General features: G+C 41.4%; 18 protein-coding genes and 1 riboswitch. Of the genes, 11 read left to right on the forward strand and 7 right to left on the reverse strand.

All coding sequences use genetic code 11. The annotated features are described in order from the left end of the window. The first annotated feature begins 219 nt into the window (after positions 1-219). The 3 genes from JI665_RS00635 to JI665_RS00645 all read left to right on the forward strand — a co-directional run bounded on the left by JI665_RS00635 (position 220) and on the right by JI665_RS00645 (position 2,476). Positions 220-1,365 carry a DUF445 domain-containing protein gene (locus tag JI665_RS00635; RefSeq protein WP_206834991.1) on the forward strand — a complete coding sequence of 382 codons (1,146 nt, stop codon included), beginning with the start codon at positions 220-222 and terminating at the stop codon, positions 1,363-1,365. Positions 1,366-1,471: 106 nt separating this feature from the next. Continuing rightward, positions 1,472-1,822 (forward strand): YlbF family regulator, encoded by a 351-nt coding sequence (locus JI665_RS00640; protein ID WP_206834992.1) that lies wholly within the window; start codon positions 1,472-1,474, stop codon positions 1,820-1,822. 129 nt (positions 1,823-1,951) lie between these two features. Beyond that, positions 1,952-2,476: a D-glycero-alpha-D-manno-heptose-1,7-bisphosphate 7-phosphatase gene (locus JI665_RS00645; protein ID WP_206834994.1), complete on the forward strand. Its 525-nt coding sequence runs from the start codon at positions 1,952-1,954 to the stop codon at positions 2,474-2,476. Positions 2,477-2,545: 69 nt separating this feature from the next. Here JI665_RS00645 and JI665_RS00650 read toward each other — a convergent pair whose 3' ends face one another. From JI665_RS00650 to JI665_RS00670, 5 genes are all read right to left on the reverse strand, one after another. Further along, on the reverse strand, positions 2,546-2,746 hold the full coding sequence (locus JI665_RS00650; RefSeq protein WP_009331452.1) for an alpha/beta-type small acid-soluble spore protein: 201 nt from the start codon (positions 2,744-2,746) through the stop codon (positions 2,546-2,548). Positions 2,747-2,944: 198 nt separating this feature from the next. After that, complete coding sequence (locus JI665_RS00655) at positions 2,945-3,724, reverse strand: energy-coupling factor transporter transmembrane component T family protein (protein WP_206834996.1); 780 nt, start codon at positions 3,722-3,724, stop codon at positions 2,945-2,947. After that, on the reverse strand, positions 3,711-5,411 hold the full coding sequence (locus JI665_RS00660) for an ABC transporter ATP-binding protein (RefSeq protein ID WP_206834998.1): 1,701 nt from the start codon (positions 5,409-5,411) through the stop codon (positions 3,711-3,713). Before JI665_RS00660 ends, JI665_RS00655 begins: the two co-directional genes overlap by 14 nt. Then, on the reverse strand, positions 5,395-5,991 hold the full coding sequence (locus JI665_RS00665) for an ECF transporter S component (protein ID WP_206835000.1): 597 nt from the start codon (positions 5,989-5,991) through the stop codon (positions 5,395-5,397). The genes JI665_RS00660 and JI665_RS00665 overlap by 17 nt, the downstream gene beginning before the upstream one ends. Position 5,992: 1 nt before the next feature. Next, complete coding sequence (locus JI665_RS00670) at positions 5,993-6,598, reverse strand: YkoF family thiamine/hydroxymethylpyrimidine-binding protein (RefSeq protein WP_206835001.1); 606 nt, start codon at positions 6,596-6,598, stop codon at positions 5,993-5,995. 321 nt (positions 6,599-6,919) lie between these two features. Further along, a riboswitch (TPP riboswitch) is annotated at positions 6,920-7,021 on the reverse strand. Positions 7,022-7,250: 229 nt separating this feature from the next. Between JI665_RS00670 and JI665_RS00675 the strand changes: the two genes are divergently transcribed. The 4 genes from JI665_RS00675 (at position 7,251) to JI665_RS00690 (ending at position 12,650) form a co-directional block, all read left to right on the forward strand. Continuing rightward, positions 7,251-8,117: a Cof-type HAD-IIB family hydrolase gene (locus tag JI665_RS00675; protein WP_206835005.1), complete on the forward strand. Its 867-nt coding sequence runs from the start codon at positions 7,251-7,253 to the stop codon at positions 8,115-8,117. 249 nt (positions 8,118-8,366) lie between these two features. Beyond that, a complete protein-coding gene (locus JI665_RS00680; protein WP_206835007.1) occupies positions 8,367-9,881 on the forward strand; it encodes a coproporphyrinogen III oxidase in 1,515 nt (504 codons plus the stop codon). Between the two features lie 149 nt (positions 9,882-10,030). Continuing rightward, positions 10,031-11,653 (forward strand): long-chain fatty acid--CoA ligase, encoded by a 1,623-nt coding sequence (locus tag JI665_RS00685; protein WP_206837605.1) that lies wholly within the window; start codon positions 10,031-10,033, stop codon positions 11,651-11,653. Between the two features lie 205 nt (positions 11,654-11,858). Beyond that, entirely contained in the window at positions 11,859-12,650 is a 792-nt protein-coding gene (locus JI665_RS00690; RefSeq protein ID WP_206835009.1) for an enoyl-CoA hydratase, read from the forward strand. 46 nt (positions 12,651-12,696) lie between these two features. Here JI665_RS00690 and JI665_RS00695 read toward each other — a convergent pair whose 3' ends face one another. Then, positions 12,697-12,882 (reverse strand): YhzD family protein, encoded by a 186-nt coding sequence (locus JI665_RS00695; RefSeq protein WP_206835011.1) that lies wholly within the window; start codon positions 12,880-12,882, stop codon positions 12,697-12,699. 178 nt (positions 12,883-13,060) lie between these two features. Here JI665_RS00695 and JI665_RS00700 point away from each other — a divergent pair, with 178 nt between their 5' ends. Together JI665_RS00700 and JI665_RS00705 are read left to right on the forward strand one after the other, a co-directional pair. Beyond that, positions 13,061-13,960 (forward strand): ABC transporter ATP-binding protein, encoded by a 900-nt coding sequence (locus JI665_RS00700; protein WP_206835013.1) that lies wholly within the window; start codon positions 13,061-13,063, stop codon positions 13,958-13,960. Then, a complete protein-coding gene (locus JI665_RS00705) occupies positions 13,953-15,203 on the forward strand; it encodes an ABC transporter permease (protein WP_206835015.1) in 1,251 nt (416 codons plus the stop codon). Before JI665_RS00700 ends, JI665_RS00705 begins: the two co-directional genes overlap by 8 nt. Positions 15,204-15,255: 52 nt before the next feature. On the opposite strand, the gene JI665_RS00710 is transcribed toward JI665_RS00705, so the two are convergent. Continuing rightward, positions 15,256-15,888 carry a LysE family transporter gene (locus tag JI665_RS00710; RefSeq protein WP_206835018.1) on the reverse strand — a complete coding sequence of 211 codons (633 nt, stop codon included), beginning with the start codon at positions 15,886-15,888 and terminating at the stop codon, positions 15,256-15,258. A 212-nt stretch (positions 15,889-16,100) separates the two neighbouring features. Here JI665_RS00710 and JI665_RS00715 point away from each other — a divergent pair, with 212 nt between their 5' ends. Together JI665_RS00715 and JI665_RS00720 are read left to right on the forward strand one after the other, a co-directional pair. Further along, on the forward strand, positions 16,101-17,330 hold the full coding sequence (locus JI665_RS00715) for a metallophosphoesterase family protein (protein WP_206835021.1): 1,230 nt from the start codon (positions 16,101-16,103) through the stop codon (positions 17,328-17,330). Positions 17,331-17,344: 14 nt separating this feature from the next. After that, complete coding sequence (locus tag JI665_RS00720; protein WP_206835024.1) at positions 17,345-20,338, forward strand: ATP-binding protein; 2,994 nt, start codon at positions 17,345-17,347, stop codon at positions 20,336-20,338. The last annotated feature ends 55 nt before the right edge of the window (positions 20,339-20,393 follow it).

Raw genomic sequence — 20,393 nt, forward strand, 5'->3', positions numbered from 1 at the left:
TTCCTCATTTGCTTATCTTTATTTGAGCCTATTCTGGAAAGCCGAATGCAGGGTGCAAAATGAATGCTGAATTTTACCTGCGGCAGAAAGTGCAAAACTCCCATTGATGAAGTTTTCACTGTATAATGAAAAAATAGGCAAAAGCTGATACCATATCGTATGTTCTGGGCAATAAAATGGTGCGTCTGGAGAGGCGCTTGTAACTTAAGGAAGGTAGAGATGAGAATGGAAATTGCAATAACAATAATATTGATGATGTTAATAGGAGCTCTCATTGGCGGGTTTACTAATTACCTGGCTATTAAAATGCTCTTTAAACCTTATAATGCTGTTTACATAGGTAAATGGAAGGTTCCATTTACCCCGGGGCTGATTCCTAAACGAAGGGATGAAATGGCTGATCAGATGGGTAAGCTTGTTGTTAACCATCTTTTGACACCAGAAAGCATCAAGAAAAAGTTCATCAATGCTCAATTCCAGCGTGATATGACTGGGCTGGTTCAAAAAGAGCTTGAAACTATCCTGCTGTCGGAAAAATCAGCAGAGGACATTCTTGAAGCGTTTGGAATCGCGGATGGGCAAGCGAAAACAGAAAACCGCATTAACTTATTGATTGAGCAGAAATATGAAAAAATCATTAGTGAATATCGCAGCCGCCCCCTTAAAGAAGTTATCCCTCAGGCTCTTTTGGATAAAGTGGATGAAAAAATCCCGGCAATCAGTTCAACGATCCTTCAAAAGGGTATTGATTATTTTTCCAGCATTGAAGGAAAAATGAGAATACAAAGAATGGCAGATGATTTTGTCCGTGAACGCAGCGGCATGCTGAGCAACATGCTGCAGATGTTCATGGGGAACATCAATATTGCAGATAAAATTCAGCCGGAAATCATAAAGTTTTTAAATAATGAGGGAACGTCGGATTTGATTACAACCCTTTTAAAAAATGAGTGGAGTAAAGTTCTTGAAATGGAAGCTGCAGTTATTGAAGAGCAGCTTGAAAAAGAACAGATTCTTTCAGTAATAAAGAATATGACCCATAAGGTCATTAATCTGGAAAATATATTTAAAAAGCCTATTTCATCTTTTATGGCCCCTTATAGGACTGTATTAATAGATGAACTGGCTCCTAAAAGTGTACAGATGCTTTCTGATTGGCTTTCAGGAAAAACTGAAATGTTCATGGAAAGACTTCGTCTCGCTGAAATTGTCCGTGAACAGGTCAGCAATTTTTCGGTGGAACGACTGGAAGAAATGGTCTTTTCCATAATAAAAAGCGAGTTAAAAATGATTACTAATTTAGGGGTCCTCCTTGGGGGGATTATCGGGCTCATTCAGGGATTTATAGCCATATTGATTAATTAAGGGTATCGCCTCGCGTTTACTTTCATAGTTTGTTATAGTGTAGTGGATGTTCAAAATGGGGAAGATGGATTTTCCTTTTGAACGAGAATCGGAAGGAGTGTTTTTTATGGCGGTAAATTTATATGATTCAGCCTATGAATTAGAAAAAGCGGTGCGGGAAAGCGATGAATATAAGGCTCTAAAACAAGCATACGATGATGTAAATGCAGATCCGTCTGCAAAAGCAATGTTTGATAACTTCCGTAAAATCCAGATGGAACTTCAGCAAAAACAAATGATGGGCCAGGATATTACACAGGAAGAAGTAGAACAGGCTCAAAAGACAGTCGCACTTGTACAGCAGCACGCCCAAATCTCAAAGCTTATGGAAGCAGAGCAGCGCATGAGCATGATGATTGCAGAAATGAACAAAATTATCATGAAGCCTCTTGAAGAGCTTTATGGTGCAATTGAATAATTAGCATTGGAAGACTCCCGGAATTGATTCGGGGGTTTTTTTATAAGAACAAGCATTATCCATATTAAACTTGACGAGGTTTGGGTACCTTTATGATAGATGTTGATTTTTCAGTAAGGGGGCTGCAATTTGAAAAAAGCCATTTTTCTTGACCGCGACGGCGTTTTGAACGAGGTTTTATCTGACAGGGTAAAATTCGTTAACAAGCCTGAGCAGTTATATTTACTTGAAGGGGCGGCAGAAGCTGTGGCAGAGCTGACCAAAGCAGGATATGAAATCTTTGTTGTAACCAATCAGGGAGGCGTGGGGCTTGGTTTTTTAAAAGAAAGAGAGCTAAGGAGAATCCATGAAAGGCTGCAGGAGCTTGTTGCAGAAATAGGCGGTAATATTAAAGAGGTGGCCTATTGTCCTCATAAACCGAAAGCAGGGTGCCAATGCCGCAAGCCAAATGCAGGGATGCTGGTGGATTTGGCGGAAAGGCACAATCTTGATCTGTCTGAGAGCATTATGGTAGGCGATCACGAGCGGGATATTGAGGCTGGCAAGAAGGCTGGCTGTAAAACTGTTTTTATCGGCTCTGATCCAACTAGTGCAGATATCCAGGCTTCATCACTTTTTGAGGCAGTGGAAGATATTTTGGAAATGCTTAAATAGGAGAGTAAAAAACCGCTTCCGGGATTGGCTGGAAGCGGCATTTTATTTAACTATGATTGCCTGGAAGGACTAGCGTGCTCCGCCAAGCTGCTGCTCAGCCATTTGCACCAGGCGCTTTGTGATTTCTCCGCCTACTGATCCATTTGCTCTTGAAGATGTTTCCGGGCCAAGGTTCACACCGAATTCTGTTGCGATTTCATACTTCATTTGATCAATTGCCTGGCTGACTCCTGATACTAAAAGCTGATTAGAATTGCTGTTTCTTGCCATGTAAATCATCTCCTTTGGTGTAGTTTTCTTGATTGTTACACTCATAGCTTTAGGAGAGAAAATAAGATTTATTCATAGGGGTGCATGGTAAATTAAGGTATTTTTTGCGTTGTGAATAGGCTTGAAAAAGTTTTACGCACATAAATTGGCTCTATGTGCACAGAAAAAAAATATGCGCACATAGACAACACTCAACTATTAAAGTTCGCCATTATAAAGCTGAAGAAACCCGAATAGCCACGAAATATAGGCACTTGCCAGCACTGCTATTATAAAAAAGGCGAAATATGCCCAATCCTTCCAGGAAACAGTGATTTTATGATAGAAATCCCGGTTTCTATCTCCGGTAAACCCTTTAGATTCCATCGCCATTGCCGTTCTTTCAGCTTTACGGATTGCTCCGGCAAGAAGAGGAACTGAATACCTCTTAAGTTCTGCCATTTTTTCCGAAAGTGTCCGGGCTTTGGGTACTCCCCTGATCCGGTGGGCGCTTCTGATAATTTCAAACTCTTCTTTCATTAATGGAAGAAACCGATAGCCTGCCATGATTCCATATGCAAGCTTCGGAGGGAGCCGGCATTGCTGCATGAGACTGAGCAGGAATTCTGTCGGCTTAGTGGTTAAAATGAACAGAAGGGACAGCGAGGTAAAACTTAAAACCCTCATTCCAAGTGAAAGGGCACGCTGAAAGCCCTCCTCAGTCAATGTGAAGATTCCCCATGTCCATAGGATAGTTTCTCCTTCAATAGTTTTTGAAAAAATCAGAGCTGACCAAATATATATTATAGCCATGAAGATAAATGGCGAGAAAAGCAAAATCCATCTTTTGAAAGAAACCTTACCGAAAATGAAGGTAGCTCCTGCAGTCACCACTAAGGTCAGAAAAGGAGTTACCGGGTCAAAGAAAATTGATAAAATCAATACGCAGACTACCACCGTCAGGGCTTTTATGCTTGGGTTAAATTCATGTAAGAGCAAGCTTTTTCCTCCCTTCCACAGCCCCTATTTCGTTCCTGAGTTTTTCTGAGTAAGGAGCCTTTAGAGAAGCAACCTTCATAATCTCATGTTCCTTCCACAATGAATCAGGCAACCCCTCGTAAATTTTCTCTCCATCTGAAAGGATAATCACTTTATCAGCATAGGAATGCAGGATTTCCATGTCATGAGTGATCATCAACACGGAGCCTCCGCTCTGAATCTTTGTTTCCAAAAGCCCCATAAGCTCCGCAGAAGTCCTGGCATCCTGTCCAAATGTCGGTTCATCAAGGAGCAGCAAATCCTGTTCATTCACAAGCATTGATGCAACACTAAGCCGCCGCTTTTGTCCCTGGCTTAAGGAAAAAGGATGTATGTCAGCATGCTGAAGCAGGTTCACTTGGTCCAGAACAGCTAGAACCATTTTTTGTATATCGGCATCTGGTATGCGCTGAATTTTTAAACTGAAGGCAATTTCATTATAGACAGAATCTGCAATAAATTGGTGCTCGGGATTCTGAAAAACGTAACCTAATTTTAGCCTTAACTCTTGTTCCTTCCAATGGGAAAGGGAGCGGTCATTAAAAAGAATATTGCCTTTGGATGGAGCATATAATCCTGCCAGCAGTCTGGAAAGCGTTGTTTTTCCTGATCCATTTGAACCGGCTATTGCCACAAATTCACCTTTTTTAACCGAAAAACTAATATTTTTAAGCAGATCCTTCCCATCTTTATAAAAAGAAAGATTCTCTGCGGTTAGGATGACCTGTTCTTCAAAGCCTTGATGAATAGTCTTCCTTTTATCTAAAATATGAAGTGAAGCATAGGGATTTACAAATCCAGCAATTAATTCCCGATCAGTTAACGGAAGTTTTTCCCCTTTGTAAATCCCTGCTTTTTTTCCTAATAGGCCGGCTCTTACCGGGCTTGGCAGCCAGATACCCTCAAGCAGAAGTTCTTCTGCATACTTATCAAAGCAGTCGGCAGTGCTTCCATTAAATAAAATTTCGCCATCCCGGTTTAGCACCAAGCAGCGGTCGGTCAAATCAATCCAATCATCCAGCTTGTGCTCAATTATTAGAAGGGATAAGGATTGCTCCTCTTTAAGCTCTTTGATGATGCGGGTAAGTTCATAGCTTGAAGCCGGGTCAAGGTTTGCTGTCGGTTCATCCAAAATCAGGATATCCGGTTTTAATGACAATACACATGCGAGTGCAAGTTTTTGCTTTTGTCCCCCCGAAAGGGTGTGGATTAAGGCATGCTTAAATGGCAGAAGATGAACAAGTTCCAGTGCTTCATCAATCTTGTTCTCAATTTCTTCAGGAGGTGTTTTCATATTCTCAAGTCCGAATGCCAGCTCTTCTTCAACTGTTGTCATGCAAAACTGGCTTTCTGGATCCTGAAACACAATGCCGATGTGCCGATTAATTTCACCAGGCCGGAATTCCTCCAGCATTTTTCCCTTGAAAGAAATGGTGCCTTCCAGTTCTCCATCAATGGCTTCCGGATACAATTTATTTAAGCAGAAAGCAAGCGTACTTTTTCCGCAGCCGCTGGGGCCCAATAATAGAACAGCTTCCCCTGGATAAAGACTAAAATTCAAATTCTTAAAAACAGGATTCTTCTCATCTTCATGACGGAAGGACAGCTGTTCTGTTATTAATAGAGGCTGGCTATACTGTAATGCCATTTTCCGATTTTCCCCTTTTCAGCTCTTTTCCTATAGGAAAGCTGTTTAATGCACCAGTTTTTGCAAGACTCTCACTGAGCCATTTCCCCAGCAATCCGGCAAGCAAAGCGCCGCTAATCAGTCTCACGAAAAACATGGCAGCTACATAACCGGGTGAGAGGGCTGCATAGCCTGAAATGAAATAGCCCCAAATAAAGCTTGTAACAGAAGAGCCCATGCCGGCAGCAATTAAAACCCATGTCCGGTAGTTGTTCCATTTTGTTGCCGCAAACACCGCCTCTGCTCCAATCCCCTGTATCATGCCTGAAAGAATCAGGCGAGGGCCTACTGCATTGCCAATCATGACCTCAATGGCTGCAGCGACGGTTTCCGATAAAAAGGCGGCTCCGGGTTTTCTGATTATGTACGCTGCGATGATTGAAACAATAAACCAAATGCCAAAAATCAGATCATAGCCGATTAAGCCAAACATCCCATATAACACGTTCCCAAATTGCATGAACACCAGGTATACAACTGCAAACACAACAGCGAGTACAGACAGGACAATGACCTCACGAAGTTTCCATTTTTCGAGCATATTACACAGCCCCCTTCTTGGAAGGACTGTTCGCAGACATATTCACTGTCATGACAATATGAGTAGAATCGCTTTTCTTACAGCTTTGGAATGCATCTTCCAGCGTTTTAAAAACAGCATGTGCATCTCCATCTAATCTTGAAGCATAATGGACACCTTCAGTAAATGTTCCCTGATCCTTTGCGAGCTCGACCTGTTCCATAATGACGTTCATGTATGAAGGAATCCCCATCGGATACAGTGCGAACTGTACAGCGACTTCCTGGCTGATTCCAGCAGATTTATTTTCATTCGCCTTCTCTTCATTTTCAGCAAGATAAGCATCTCCGGCAGTATCCCCAGGGCAGCCATTTGAAAATGTGCCGTTAAATACCACATGATCACCATGCTTAGCAGCTTCAAGATAAATAGCTTTGACCACATCAAAAACATGAATGGATCTGCCGCGCACACAAGTGCTCACATCATCTGTTTCCATCCATACCTTGCTTGTATCCACTTCTTTTAGAGCAGATAAAATAACATCCACAAACCTGTCAGTCATTGGATAAATCGAAAACCTGCACCCTGTAATCTCACTTGTTCCGCATAGAAAATTTTCCTGCATCTTTCCATCCTCCTAGTTTAGTTTTCATGAAAGGCTATTTTCGCAAGGTTTGTTGCTTTTTGTATATGATTTACTGAGTTGATTGTAGCGGAAGGTGCGAGACTCCTGCGGGAGTAGCGGGACAGGTGAGACCCCGCAGACGCGCAGCGTCGAGGAGGCTCACCGCCCGCCCCGCGGAAAGCGAGCAGCCTGGAGCGGAAATCAACGGACAATATTAATAAGCGAAAAACAACAATTTACACGAAAAGAGCCTAATGAAAATAAAAAACTGCATTCCCATAAGGAAATGCAGTTGAATGATATCAATACACTAGAAATGATAGCCGTTCACCTGCACTTCCCCACGCTGGTATTATCCAGATCGGGTGATAAGAGTCAGAACGGATTGTTCTTCTCAGCCAAAAAGCTCCCCTAGTGCAAAATAAGATATGCAGTTTTTATTGACTCCATCTTAATACGGAGCATCCAAATTGTAAATGACTAATTTATAATTCTTTAAATCATTTGATCTATGAAAACAGACAAACGCCTTCACTAACACAGAAAAGCTATAAAAAATTTCTGCATTGTCCATGTCATGTTCTATTCCAATCCTTCCCTTCATAAAAGTGTAATAGGACAATTTTACACCGAGAAGAGGGGGGCAAATTGGATGATATACAGAATGCTTGCTTTAAATATTGACGGAACACTACTCCAATCAAATGGAAGACTTCATAAATCAACAAAAGAAGCCATTGAATATGTGCAGCAAAAAGGAATTTATGTAACACTTGTCACATCCAGAAGTTTTCCATCCGCGAAAAAAGCGGCCAAAGCATTGAAAATCAATTCTTTACTGGTCACACACAGGGGGGCTTATATTGCAGCTTCTCAGGAAAAGCCGATATATGTAAAAAGGATACAGGAAGATGAAACGTATGAAATCGTGCGCCTGCTTGAAGGCTTTACCTGTCAAATCAGGCTGGTGCACGAAAAATATTCCCTTGCCAACAAAACCAAGCTAAATACCAATATGCTTGCTAAAACGGTTTTTACAACCGGGGATCCCATTTTTTACTCGCAGCAATTTGTGGATTTATTAAGTGACACCATTCTAGATGAGCCGGTCACGCCGCCAAAAATTGAAGTGTATTTTGAAGATAAAGGAGACCTTGAGGATGCCAAGGCAGCCATTAGGGGCATGTTTGAAAATGTAGAAGTCATTAAGCTGGGTGATCTGCGGATGGATATCGTTCCTGCCGGAGTTTCAAAGCTGAATGGTTTGCTTTATTTATGTGAACATCTCGGAATATCCCGAAACCAAATGGTCGTTATAGGCGATTCGGCAGATGACCTGGAAATGATTGAAGCCGCCGGTCTCGGTGTGGCTATGGGAAATGCCCCTGCAGAAGTAAAAAAAGCAGCCGACTGGCTGACCCGATCCAATAACCAGAACGGGGTAAGCTACATGGTTAAAGAACATTTCCGGAAGCAGCATCCAATTGATTTTCTGAAGAAAATGAATCTATTAAAATAAAATCAATGAAAGAGAGTTCGATTAGGTAATCGGCTCTTTTTTTGCTTTGTGAAATTGCCAAAGGAGAAAGGAAGAAGAACCATAAATAATATAAGCAATCCATTAGGAATCATTCCGCCTATATTGACCTTGTTTCCCCATTTCTGTACACTAAAAGAAGTTTGTCAACATGAAAAATAGACACTTTACAGCTGCCGTCAAAAAAAGACATCGGCACATTTAATATATTTACTAAAAAAGGTGATCGATTTGAACATTTCAATTTTAGGTATACAGGATGAACGGTTCCATCGGCCGCTCCGGCTGATCGGGAACCTCTTTTTTGAAGAATGTGCAGTGTTGCTGGGTGAGAATGCTGCAGCTGATCTGACAATTAATTTTCAGCTTGAACATGGAAAGCACATTAAGGCCATTGCAGAGCTTTCTGATAAAGATGGAAAGAATCTTTCAGCGAATTTTGAGAAGGAATTCGTTCCGGCTGAGTCAGAAAAAGAGAATTTCAAACAAATAAAAAATGCAGTATCCCATGTATATCTGACTGTTTTGCAGGACTGGACAGGCATTACCCAGAAGTGGGGAATTCTGACTGGGGTACGTCCCACAAAATTGCTTCACCGTGCTATACAGCATCAGACACCTCTCCATGAAGCCCATCAGCAGCTGAAGGAAGAGTATTTGATTACAGATGAAAAAATCCAGCTTATGCAGAATATTGTAAAAAGGCAGCTTGCTGTCGTACCGGATCTTTATGACTTAAAAAATGAAGTCAGTATATATATTGGCATTCCATTCTGCCCGACAAAATGTGCGTACTGCACTTTTCCTGCATATGCGATTAATGGCAGGCAGGGTTCTGTCAACTCGTTCCTTGGCGGCCTGCATTTTGAAATGCGCAAAATTGGCGAGTGGCTGAAAGAAAATGATGTGAAAATTACTACTGTCTACTATGGAGGAGGGACTCCGACAAGCATTACGGCGGAAGAGATGGATATGCTTTATGAGGAAATGTATGACTCTTTTCCAGATGTAGAAAACATACGGGAGGTCACTGTGGAAGCTGGCCGTCCGGATACAATCACACCTGAAAAGCTTGAGGTGCTGAAAAAATGGAATATTGACCGAATCAGCATCAATCCTCAGTCCTATATTCAGGAGACCCTGAAAGCCATTGGCCGCCACCATACAGTGGAAGAAACCGTGGATAAGTTCCATTTGGCTCGCAATATGGGAATGAATAACATCAATATGGATCTGATTATCGGACTTCCTGGAGAAGGTGTGCCGGAATTTTCGCATACTTTGGATGAAACTGAGAAATTAATGCCGGAATCCCTGACTGTTCATACTTTATCCTTTAAACGAGCTTCGGAAATGACGAAGAACAAGCAAAAATATAAAGTTGCCGGGCGGGAAGAAATTGAAAAAATGATGGACATGGCTGAGGATTGGACAAGAGGGCATAATTACCATCCTTATTATCTTTACCGTCAGAAAAATATTCTCGGCAATCTTGAAAATGTCGGCTATGCCCTTCCGAATCAGGAAAGCATCTATAATATCATGATTATGGAAGAACAGCAGACAATCATCGGGCTTGGATGCGGGGCCTCCAGTAAATTCATTGATCCTCAGACTGGGAAAATCACTCATTTTGCAAACCCGAAAGATCCTAAATCGTATAATGACAGTTTTGAGCATTATGCAAACGAGAAATTGAAAATATTAAAAGAACTTTTTAATAAACACGAATCCCTGGCCGAATAGGCGGGGATTTTTTTAAAGTAAATATTTTAGAAAATTTAGAAAAATATTAAAGGAATTCCTGAAAATAAAGAGAATGAAATAGGTAATAAAGATCATAGAATTCTTTGAATCCAAATGTAAGCGTTTTCTAAAGAGGGGGAATTGTAATGATGATGCAAACACCTTTGACTATGACGCAAATGATAAAGCGTGCTGAAAAGTATTTTCCAAGGAAGACAGTTGTTTCAAGAACAGCCGGAGGAATTCAGAGATTTACATATAAGCAGATTGCAGAACGTACAAGGAAGCTGGCAGAAAGCCTGCAAAACATAGGAGTGGAAAGAGGGGACAAGGTCGGGACACTTGCGTGGAACCATCATCGCCACCTGGAGGCTTATTTTGCCATTCCATGCAGCGGAGCCGTCCTCCATACGATTAATATACGTCTGTCACCTCAGCATATTACTTATATAATTAACCATGCAGAGGATAAGGTACTTCTGATTGATTCTGATATTGTACCCCTAATTGAGAAGGTTAAGGATGAACTGAAGACGGTCAAGGCGTTCATTATTATGACTGATGAAGATGAATTGACGGAGACTTCTCTTTCGCCGGTTTATCATTATGAGACGCTTATCAATGAAGCAAGCGGTGCATATGAATATCCAGATGATCTGGATGAAAATTCGGCAGCTGGAATGTGCTATACCTCTGCAACCACAGGCAACCCAAAAGGTGTCGTCTATTCCCACAGGGGCATTGTCCTTCACAGTATGGCACTTGGAATGGCAGATAGTGCAGCGGTAAGCGAGAAAGATATCGCCCTTCCAGTAGTGCCGATGTCCCAAGTAAATGCATGGGGGCTGCCTTTTGCTGCTGTCTGGTTTGGAACGACTCTTGTGTTGCCGGGACCATATTTTACACCTAAGCTCCTGGCTGAACTTATCCAATCAGAAAAAGTCACCATAACGGCCGGAGTGCCGACAATCTGGCTCGGACTATTAAAAGAACTTGATGAAAATAAATATGACATGAGTTCACTCCGATCGGTTCTTTGCGGAGGATCGGCGGCACCAAAAGGCATGATTAAAGCTTTCGAGCAAAAGCACAAAATTCCATTCATGCATGCTTACGGAATGACCGAAACAAGCCCTCTTGTTGTTATTTCGACTTTAAAAAGCTATCAGGAAGAGTTGTCAGCAGAAGAGAAGCTGGACATAAAAGCCAGGCAGGGCATACTTGTACCCGGATTGGAAATGAAGATTGCCGGCAAGGATGGGGAAGCAGCATGGGACGGAAAGGAAATGGGGGAACTGGCTATAAGAGGTCCGTGGATTGCTTCTGAATATTTCAAGGATGAGCGGACAGATGAGGCGTTCCGTGATGGCTGGCTCTACACGGGTGATGTCGTAACCATTGATGAAGAAGGATTTATGAAGATTGTTGACCGGACAAAAGATTTAATTAAGAGCGGAGGGGAATGGATTTCTTCTGTTGATATCGAAAATGCCTTGATGGCTCATGAATCGGTATTTGAGGCAGCGGTTGTTGCTGTACCGCATGAGCAATGGCAGGAACGACCGGTGGCATGCGTTGTGCTGAAAGAGCCATTTAAAGGGCAGACAACAAAAGAAGAACTTTATGAATTCCTGAAGCCGCAATTTGCAAAATGGTGGCTTCCGGATGAAATTCTTTTCTTTGAAGAAATACCAAAAACATCTGTAGGTAAATTCCTGAAAATGGCATTAAGAGATCAGGTCCAAAAAGAATATACAGGTAATGCAAAGTAATAAGGACCAAGTACAGCATCCTTCTGCGGATGCTGTTTTTTAGTGCAGGTTTTGGAACGTTAAAACTTACTTAATTTCTGCTATAGTTTGGATTTACAGCAAAAACTTGAATAAGTGACAAAATTAAAAATTTTTAGATAAAACACTTTTTAAATATAATAATACTCTTTATAATAAAAGAAGCACAAAAAGGAGGGAAAGGATTTTGACAACAGACTTTGTAACTGATACTGTCAGCGTACAGCTTGATGGCCGAGTTGCCACAGTTGAGATGAACAGGCCGGAATCATTGAATGCATTGAATGTGGAAATGATTAAGGGGCTCTTGACTGCTATGAAGGATATAAGCCAAATGGATGATGTGGATATCGTTGTATTAAAAGGAAAGGGCCGCGCATTTTCCTCAGGCGGGGATATTAAAACAATGCTTTTGGAAACAAATGAAAGCGATTTCCCGGTGGTGATGGATTGCATCAACGAGCTGGTTGTAACTCTTTATAGCATGCCGAAGCTGACAATAAGTGCTGTAACAGGGGCAGCTGCTGGTCTGGGCTTAAGCCTGGCATTGGCCACTGATTATGTTTTGGCAGATAAGGGCAGCAAGCTTGCCATGAATTTTATTGGAATTGGATTAATTCCTGATGGAGGGTCGCACTTCTTCCTGCAGCAGCGCATTGGCGAGGATAAAGCTAAGCATTTAATCTGGGAAGGAAAAGTGCTGACTGCAAATGAGGCTTTACGAATGGGGCTGATTCACGAAATAGCCGAAGCTGAATTAAATACCGCTGTTGATGAAAAATTGAGCAAATGGCTTAACAGCCCAACTGAAGCAATGATTAAGACAAAAAAAATTCTTGCAGATAAAAACCGGCCGCTCCTGCTGAAAGTGCTTGAACTTGAAAAGCTCGGCCAGCATAAAATGAGGCAAACAGAGGATCACAAAGAAGGAATCCGGGCCTTCATTGAAAAAAGAAAGCCTGTGTTTAAGGGGAAATAATGACGGCAAGAAGAAAAAGCAAAGAGCTGAGCCCTTTGCTTTTTTGCTATCTATGAAACAAAATCAGCTTGCCGGCCGGAGAGGTGCAGCGGTGCGTTTTTTCATCCAATCCTTTTTCCTTAAGAAGGTTTTCTCCCATACTCTTTGCAGCGTCATCTGTAGCTGCCTGGAAGGATTCATCCAAAATCTTTTCTCCGTCCTGTTCAAATGCAGTTAGCTTGTACGTTTTCATAATAAGATACCCCTTTATTATAAAATTCAGATAGTTACTATTATTCTTGCATAGTTTTTATAAATGTGCAAAATATTTTTAAAAGAAATGCCGTAAATTAAAATGCTAAATTTTAAAAAATAGTGAACCTTTTTTATGTTATGTCCGTATTACCAATTAGGCAAAGGAGGAGTTCGATATGGCATTAGAGCTTGAACATGTAACAAAGCGTTTTGGTAAGTTTACTGCAGTTGATGATTTATCTCTATCTATTCCCGAGAGCGAGATGTTTGGGTTTCTGGGGGCGAATGGCGCCGGTAAAACGACTACCTTCCGGATGATACTGGGGCTATTGGATCCCAGCGGGGGAAAGATTACGTGGAATGGAAATCCAATCGATTATTCAACCAGTCCGCTGATAGGCTATCTTCCCGAAGAAAGAGGCCTATATCCAAAGCTGAAGGTCAAGGATCAGGTAGTATATTTAGCTAAGCTGAGGGGGATGGCAAAGCAGGACTGTTTAAAGGAATTAACATATTGGCTTGAGCGCTTTAAGGTTCCCGAATATGCCAATAAAAAAATTGAAGAACTATCAAAAGGCAACCAGCAAAAAATACAGTTTATTACTGCAGTTATACATAAGCCTAAGCTTTTGATATTGGATGAACCATTCAGCGGGCTGGATCCGGTGAATGTAGAACAGCTGAAGGATGCTGTACAGGATTTGAAGGATAGCGGCACAACGATTGTTTTTTCCTCCCATAGGATGGAGCATGTAGAAGAACTTTGTGAGCATTTATGCATCATGCAAAAAGGCCGGCCAGTTGTGCACGGGTCTCTAAAAGAAATTAAACGCTCCTTTGGCAGGAAGAATCTTGTTATCCATGCAGACTATAATTTAAGCTTTTTGGCAGATAGCAGGGGAGTGGTGAAAGCCAGACAGACAGCTGAGGGGATTCAGCTGCAGATTTCCGGAGAAGAAGCAGCTGAAGGCATTTTCAGGGAGGTTGCTGAGAAGGTTTTTGTCCGTAAGTTTGTACTGGAAGAGCCATCCCTGAATGATATTTTTATAGAAAAGGCTGGTGCTTCCTATGAGTAATTTTATGACTATCCTTCTTCATACTTATTTAAGCAAGCTGAAGACCAAGTCATTTATTGCAACAACTCTCATAACTGTGTTGATTGTTGCAGGGCTTGCCAACTTATCAAGCATTATTGATTATTTTAATAAAGATGATGTAGAAAGAGTTGCAGTGATCGATGAGACTGGTGTGCTGTTAACTCCTCTTCAGGAGCAAATGGATGCTCTAAATAACAAGATAACTTTAATTGCATACAAAGGGTCTGAGGCAGAAGGGGAAACTGCTGTTAAAGATGGAGATTATAAGGGGCTTTTACTGTTATCCTTTAGCACCGATGAGCTCCCTGAAGCGGCCTATAAAGCCAGAAGCATAGCCGATTCAGCCATCCCATCCGAATTGCAGGGCGGGCTGCAGCAGCTGAAAACACAAATGGCTGCCACCCAAATTAATCTTAGTCCAGAGCAATTAAGCAAGCTATATGAGCCGGTGCCTTTTGATAAGACTGCTCTTGAAGAAAACGCCAAAACAGAAGAAGAACTGAATCAGGCAAGAGGGCTTGTGTATGTTCTATTATTCATCATTTATTTTGCAGTAATCTTATATGCCAATATGATTGCCATGGAAGTAGCAACTGAAAAATCTTCCCGTGTCATGGAAATCTTAATATCCAGTGTTTCTCCAATCAAGCAGATGTTCGCAAAAATATTGGGAATCGGGCTGCTTAGCCTGACACAGATGGCACTTATTCTATTAGTAGGCTATTTTTCAGTCAAACAAAACCTTGATACGATGGAAGGCGGCTTTTTTGAATTCTTTGGCTTTGGAAACATTCCGGCTTCGACCATCGCTTATGCACTCATCTTTTTCATTCTTGGATATTTCCTTTATGCCACACTGGCTGCTTTTCTTGGTTCGCTGGTAAGCAGGATTGAAGATATTCAGCAGATGATTACTCCAATGACCATGATGGTTGTGGCAGGCTTTATGATTGCTATGTTTGGCTTAAGCCAGCCGGAAGCATCTTTTGTTACAATCACCTCTTATATTCCATTCTTCACTCCAATGCTCATGTTCATGAGAGTGGGGATGCTGTCACTGCCTGTATGGGAGCCAATTCTTGGAATCGTAATCCTTCTGGCTGCCATTATATTACTGGCCGTCTTTGGAGCGAGAGTTTACAGGGGCGGAGTATTGATGTATGGAAAGTCGAATTCATTTAAGGATATTAAAAAAGCCTTACAGCTTACTAAAAATGAATAATACGAAAAAAGCTCCGTCTTTTTGTGACGGAGCTTTTTTCAATGGGGTTTCATTAAATAAACAATGCCTTTAACCCTTCGAATGCAAAATAAAGCCCAAATCCAATCAGTGATATTCCTGAAAGAATCGAGATGATGATAATCCCTTTTGAAGTAAGGAATCGGCGAAACCCTGTGGTCAGTCCAGCCACAAACAAATCCCAGAGCATGAGACCCAGAAAAATCATTGTACTGTATAAAAAGAGCTCTGTTTTTCCATAGGCTGCTGCTGTTTTTGCAAGAACTGATCCGTAGATGCCCAGCCAGAACAGAATGGAAAGAGGACTGGATATGGACATAATAAATCCGGAAAAAAAACATTTAAACAATGAATCGCGGCTTCGCACATAGCTTAAGGATATTTTATTGGCATTTGCAATGCTCTCAATCCCTGTATATAAGAGTATAAATCCTCCAAAAAGCCACAGGAATATCTGTACGACAGGGGTGTCCAAAAAATGGACAAGACCAAGGTATACAACCAGCATATAAAAGGCATCAGCAAACATGGAGCCCACTCCAACAATCCACGCATGCCAAAATCCATTTTTAATCCCCTTTTCAAGCCTTACAGCATTTACCGGCCCGATTGGAGCTGCCAGGGATAGTCCGAGAAACACATAACTTAAATAAATTCCAATTCCCAAAATACCACTCCGCCCTTAAATTTCCCCTGAAGCCGCAAACTTGCCCTTGAGGAAAGAGTACTTGTACATTTTTATGCACAAGCTTTCCAGTCTAAAACAAACTTCAGGAAAATTTTCAGACGGGCACATATAGTTAATTAATTTATGATAGGAACGTGCATTCGCTTTTTGGATGAGGTAAAATGAGAGAAAAGGAATGAAAGGAAGTTTACATGAAAAGGGTTACGTTTATTCATGCAGCTGATCTGCACCTGGATAGTCCAATGTCCGGTTTGAAGCATTTGCCTCCATCCATTTTCAAAAAGCTCCAGGAAAGTACATTTGAAGCATTTACGAAAATAGTTGATTTAGCCATTTTCCACACAGTGGACTTTATCATTTTAGCCGGAGATTTGTTTGATGGTGAAGACAGAAGTATAAGGGCACAAACACGTTTTCGGAAAGAGATGGAGCGGATGGCTGAATCAGGGATTGCTGTTTATGCAGTCCATGGAAATCATGATCATATGGATGGGAGATGGGCTCACCTGCCTATGCCGGAAAATGTCCATATCTTTTCCCATGAAGTTGAAGTGGCGAAGCATATTGCTAAAAATGGTACATCCGTTCACCTTTATGGTTTCAGCTATCCTAAAAGACATGTGGCGGAACGGATGATCGATCAATATAGCAGGGAAAATGGAGCTGACCTGCACATTGGAATCCTTCACGGTTCTTTTGAAGGCAGCAGTGATCACGCTCAATATGCCCCATTCCGAATAAATGATTTGCTTGAAAAGGACTTTGATTACTGGGCTCTCGGCCATATACATAAACGAGAAATCTTAATCTCCCTGCCACCCGTCATTTACCCAGGTAATATACAGGGAAGGAACCGGAAAGAAACTGGTCCCAAAGGATGCTATTTAGTTGAGCTGGATAGTTCTGGTGCAAAGAAGGAGTTTCTGGAGGCTGCTCCTGTTATATGGGAGAATGCAGAAATAGATGCTTCAAAATCGGAAAGCTATCAGGAGATTTATGAACTTTGCTTAAGTTTGATTGAAGAAAAGCGCCAAAACAGGATGGGGACAATCATAAATCTGACACTCAAAAATGTAGGCTTGTCTGATCATGAATTAAGAAGCATAACGAGCGGTGAGCTGCTCGAATCTTTGCAGGAGGAAGAGGCAGAAGAGGAATCCTTTGTATGGATTTCCGGTATAGAAGTGAACGAAAAAAGATTGTGGAATAAAGAAAAGCTGGCACATGAATCGGATTTTTTCAGTGAGCTTTTTAAAACTGCAGGTCATTTTGCAGAGGGCAGCGAAAGTCCTCTGATCTTGTATGCACATCCACTGGCAAGAAGATTTATAGGAGAGCTTACTAAGGATGAAAAACAGAGAATCGCGGAGGAAGCCGAAGCACTGCTTGTGGATCTTCTATACAAAACTGAAGGATATTGAATGGAGGTGTACCTTTGAGAATTACAGATATACATATTTACGGATATGGAAAGCTTACTGATTTTATACTAAATGATATTCAATCGTTGCAGGTGATCTACGGAGAAAATGAGGCAGGCAAATCTACCATCATGTCTTTTATCCATAGTATCCTTTTTGGCTTTCCAGCAAAGATCCAATCGGAATTAAGGTATGAGCCCAAGGAAGGAGCAAAATACGGCGGCAGGCTTACCGCCATTTTTCCTGATAGAGGGAAGGCGGTCATAGAGCGTGTTAAAGGAAAAGCATCCGGAGATGTCAGTGTCTTGCTTCAGGATGGAACAAGGGGAGGGGATGAGCTTTTACACGATCTCCTTCACCATATTGATAAAGGGCTGTATCAATCTATCTTCTCCTTTAATATCCATGGGCTGCAAAATATAAATCAAATGAAGGGTGAAGATTTGGGGAGGTATTTGTTTTCAGCAGGTTCACTGGGAACGGACCATCTGGTTTCTGCGGAAAACATACTGCAAAAGGAATTGGAAAGCCGCTTTAAGCCAAACGGAAAAAAGCCATCCCTGAATGTAAAGCTAAAAGAAATGAAGCAGCTGCATCAGGAGTTGAAAAAAGCGGAGCAAAATAATGAGCAGTATTGGGCATTGCTTCGTGAAAAAGAAAATCTTGAAAACGATTTAAACAGATTGCATCAGAGACTGGACCAAGCTCAGCAGGAGCTGCTCCGTTTAAAAGAATGGCAGGACCTATATCCATTAATAGCAGAGGAGCAAGAGCTGTTTAAAGAACGGGAAAAATTTACAGACCTTTCCTTCCCCGCAAATGGGCTTGCTCTTTTGGAGAAACTCGAAAGTATGATCCAGCCCCTCGAAGGGCGCAGAGCTAGTCTGGAATCCAGAATAATTATCCTGGAACAGGAGCTGGAGAATAATCAGCCGGATTATTTGCTCCTTAAGCATGAGCATCACATCAATGCAGCTGTTGAAGGGCTGCCGTTTTTAGAGAAGTTAAACCAGGAAGAAAAAGAATTATCAATTAAGCTGGATAATATCACAGAAGAAATTTTAAATCTTCAGGAAAGACTTCATCTCCGAATTGATGAACAGCAGCTTGAACAGGCTGACACGAGTGTTTTTATGAAGGAAAAGGTTAATAATGCGCACATTCGCCGAAACCGTCTTCAAGCAATGAAACAGGAATTGGATGATCGATTTATCGATGAAAAGTCAGTGCTGGAAAACACGGAACGAAAAATTGGCGAATTGAAAGAACAGCTTCTTAAGGAAGAGGAACGTTCAGCCATTAAGGAAACATTAAACCACACTGCAGATAGGCATAATATCGAAAAAGAACTGAAGGATACACAGGAGAGACTTCAGTTCCTTCAGATAGCAGAAAAAAAGGAGCAGGAAAAAAGACGGAAGAAAAAATACCAGGAGAAAAGGCAGCTTTTGTTTTTGGGAGTTCTTTTTGCCGCTTTGTCCGTCTGGGGAATTTTTAGCCAATCATGGGTGATTGCAGGTGCAGGATTTATAGGTGCAGCCTTTTGTTTTGCCATTGCAAATAAAAAAGAGCCTGAGGGGCAAGACAGCTTCATTAAAAATGAGATAAAAGCTCTGAGTGAAAAGGAACGCTCACTGCTTGATAAATTAAAGCAGACTGACATTCAGCATGCAGCCAGCCTGGAGGCACAGCTGAAGAAAGACAGCGACCGGCAAAATCAGCTTATCCAATTACAGTTTCAGCTTGAACAGGCAAATGAAAAATACGAAAAGGTCATTGCTTCTTTTGAAAAATGGGAGAATGAATGTGCCGAACTTGAAAATGAACTGCTGCAGCTGGGTAAACAGCTATTTCTCCCTCATGAAATCTCCAAAACCTTTTTGAGTGAAGCTTTTAATCTGATTGAACAGCTAAAAGCCCTCTACAGGGAAAAGAAATACATTGCTGAAAGAAAGGCATCAGCAGAAAAGGGAATCAATGAGAAGCTCCATGCTTTTCATAAGCTAGAAGTCTTATTGGATAGCGAGCCGGGAAGTGTACAGGAAATCGGCTATCAATTGAAAAAAAGACTAAAGGAAGAAACGGAAAAACATATTAAGCAGGGTGAAAGGGAAGCCGCTCTTCATGAGTTAAAGCTAGAACACAGCACAGTGCTGGCAGAACTTAGCCACTTTCAAAAAGACTACGAACATCAGATTTCCCTTGCCGGAACCGATGCAGCCGAAGAGTACAGGGAAAAAGCTGCTGAAGCACAGAAATTAGCAGAACTGGAAGAACAGATTAAACAGGTCCGCAAGCAAATTAATCTTAACTCTTTTTCACAGAAAGAAATTAATAAATATTCCAATGTGATAAATCCAGAAGCAGAGATCCAGGCTGTCAGCGAAGAAGCTGTTCTGCTTCAGGAAAGCATTCCTGGCTTACAGAGCAAACTTGCAGAGGTCAAATATGAAATTCAAATCCTTGAAGAGGGCGGAACCTATGCAGAACTCCTTCATAGGTTCGCCTTGCTGAAATCTGAGTTTGAAGAAGAAGCAAGGGAGTGGGCAAAATATGCTGCTGCCAAGGATATATTAGATAGAACGATAAACAGTTTTAAAAATGAACGTTTGCCCAAAATTCTGGGAAAAGCAGAGCAATTTCTTTCTTTTTTAACCAATGGCGGCTATGTACGGATTTTTCCTAAAGAAGAAGGAAGCGGGTTTCTTATAGAAAGCAAGACAGGAGCGGTTTTTGAAGCAAAAGAACTGAGTCAGGCGACTGCTGAGCAGATATATGTATCCTTTAGGCTGGCACTCGCCATGACGATTTATGGCAAGTATCCCTTCCCCATTATTATAGATGACAGCTTCGTGAATTTTGATCAAGTCCGAACTGAAAGAATGATTAACCTTTTAAAGAAACTTAAAGGGAGGCAAATTTTATTTTTCACCTGTCATAAGCATCTTCTGCCGCATTTTCAGGAAGAACAAATATATTCGGTTGCAAAGGAAAAGCTGTCTGTCTAATATTACTGGCAGCTTTTTTATATGTATGGTAAGCAAATCTTACAAAAAGTCACAA

It is taken from the genome of Bacillus sp. NTK034 (assembly GCF_017303275.1).
GTDB lineage: Bacteria > Bacillota > Bacilli > Bacillales > Cytobacillaceae > Cytobacillus.